This is a genomic window from Veillonella sp., from assembly GCF_019414865.1.
Taxonomy (GTDB): domain Bacteria; phylum Bacillota; class Negativicutes; order Veillonellales; family Veillonellaceae; genus Veillonella.
On the sequence record NZ_DXLG01000079.1, the window covers coordinates 4991 to 7260 of the forward strand.

General features: G+C 36.6%; 3 protein-coding genes. All 3 read right to left on the bottom strand.

Going from position 1 to position 2270, the window contains the following annotated elements:
* Window positions 1-788, bottom strand: a 788-nt coding sequence (locus tag QZ334_RS05855; RefSeq protein ID WP_295232707.1) for a GTP-binding protein, incomplete at its 3' end; no start/stop codon positions are given.
* Between the two features lie 262 nt (window positions 789-1050).
* A complete protein-coding gene (locus tag QZ334_RS05860; protein WP_295232695.1) occupies window positions 1051-1980 on the bottom strand; it encodes a ParB/RepB/Spo0J family partition protein in 930 nt (309 codons plus the stop codon).
* A 65-nt stretch (window positions 1981-2045) separates the two neighbouring features.
* A partial coding sequence (locus tag QZ334_RS05865; protein WP_295232698.1) for a ParA family protein occupies window positions 2046-2270 on the bottom strand: 225 nt, incomplete at its 5' end.

A 2270-nucleotide genomic window follows, 5' to 3' on the forward strand; every position in this document is an offset into this window, starting at 1 on the left:
CGATCAAAGGCTTGAGAGTCACAGATAACCATCTTAGGTGGGTTCTTAAGAGAGTTAATCATAGCCGGTAATTCTTCTGTTTGGCACACTAACGCTAATCCTTTGTAATCAAGAATTTCTCGAATGGTTTGTACCTGTGGCAAGATAAGGCGCCCTTTCGGAGCTGCGCTATCAATAGGACAAACAAGAATGATAGTATCCCCCTCTTCTACTAAGCCCTGTAATAGAGTTTGTTCACCTTCTACATCAAGTGGTGTTAATCCGCCCAACAAATCGAGTAATTCTAAACGTTTAGCTTTAGATGTAAAATCAGCAGAACCAATTACGGTAGCTAATTCAGACAAACCCTTATGAGTTTCAACATAAGCAGATACATCTACTTTATTTTCTTCTTTATTTTCTGCATTAATTTCATTAATAAATAATGCAATAGGCACATTATTTTGTTTTAAAAGCCCTAACCAGTGCATATCATCAGCAGTTGGTTCTTCATCAGTACGAAGTACATAAACAGCGAGGTTAATCTTCTTCACAACCTCTTCTGTTTTCTCCATCCGCAATGTACCTAATTCAGTTGTATCGTCTATACCAGCTGTATCGGTAATCACTACAGGTCCTAGTGGTAAAATCTCCATAGATTTACTCACAGGATCTGTCGTTGTCCCTGCCACTTCAGATACAAGGGATACAGGCTGATCTGTTAACATATTAATCAATGTAGACTTACCAGCATTACAACGACCAAAAAAGCCAATATGTACGCGGTTTGCTTTAGGTGTTTGTTCCATAGTCTATCCTTGTTACTTAACATAACAGTAAAAGCGCAGCCCGTAGACTACGCTTTCACCGTGGATTGTAAATTGTATTTACATTATACAGAATTGCTATCGATTTGTCATTACTAAATTTACATAATTCGATATCAAATTTAATATACCAATTATGATATTTAATTAAAAATCCACTATATATAGTAATTACGTAGTAATAAAGAGTATATAGTTATCCATTGCTATTGCTATTGCTATTGCTATTACTATTGCTAAGCAATTATACTCTAAATTCTACAGTTTCCGTATCATCTGTATGCTCTTGACCATCCATATAAGCAATGAGTCGTTCTAATTCTGCTTCAGAGGAGAAGGCAATTTCAATCTTACCTTGTACCTTTTTACCAGCGCGGAACTTAATGTTTACAGGAGATCCTAAGCTTAGTTTTAAACGATCCATAAGAGCACGTACCTCTGCTGTACTTTGTGGTTTAGCACCCTTTGCCTTAGGCGTTTTATTTTGCATAGACTTCACAAGAGCCTCTACTTGACGTGCACTTAATTCGCCCTCTTTAATGCGTTCAGCAGCTTCCATTTGTTGAGCTGCACTACGCAATGCCAACAATGGACGAGCTTGACCTACTGTTAAGTCACCTTCAATGAGGTCTTTTTGTACAGAATCACATAACTTCAACAAACGAACCATGTTTGCAATATAAGAACGGCTGCGACCTAGACGAGCAGAAATCATTTCTTGTGTTTGTTTGTAAGTATCCATTAGACCTTGGTATGCCAAAGCTTCTTCAATTGGATCTAAGCCTTCACGTTGTAGATTTTCAACGAGGGCTACCTCTGTCATTTCTTCTGTATTATATTTCTTTACAACAACTGGTACTGTTTCTAAGCCTGCAATAATAGCGGCACGGTAACGACGTTCACCAGCTACAATTTGGTATTTATTCTTTTGTTTACGTACTACAATTGGTTGGAAAATACCAAGATTTTTAATAGACTCAGCTAATGTGGCTAAACTATCTTCATCAAAGCTTTTACGAGGTTGATCTGCATTCGGAACTAATTCAGAAATTGGTAGTTCGTGAATCTCCTTTTCAGGTAATACAGACTCTACAGTATCTACCTTCATTAAGTTTCCAAGGCCCTTCCCCAAGCCAGATAATTTACTTTTCTTACTTTTAACTTCTCTAGGCATAACTAACCTCTCTCACCTTACATATAGTGACTATATCAATCTATAACACTCAATTATTTAACTATTTATTTAGCTTTTGAGGCTTTAATCACTTCTTTAGCTAATTTAGTATATACGTCAGCGCCCTTAGATTTTGGATCATATACAATAATTGGTTCACCATAACTTGGAGCTTCACTAAGACGTACATTACGAGGAATAATAGTCTTATACACTTTATTGCCAAAGAATTTTTTCACTTCATCAGCAACCTGAATAGATAAATTTGTACGACCATCAAACATAGTTAA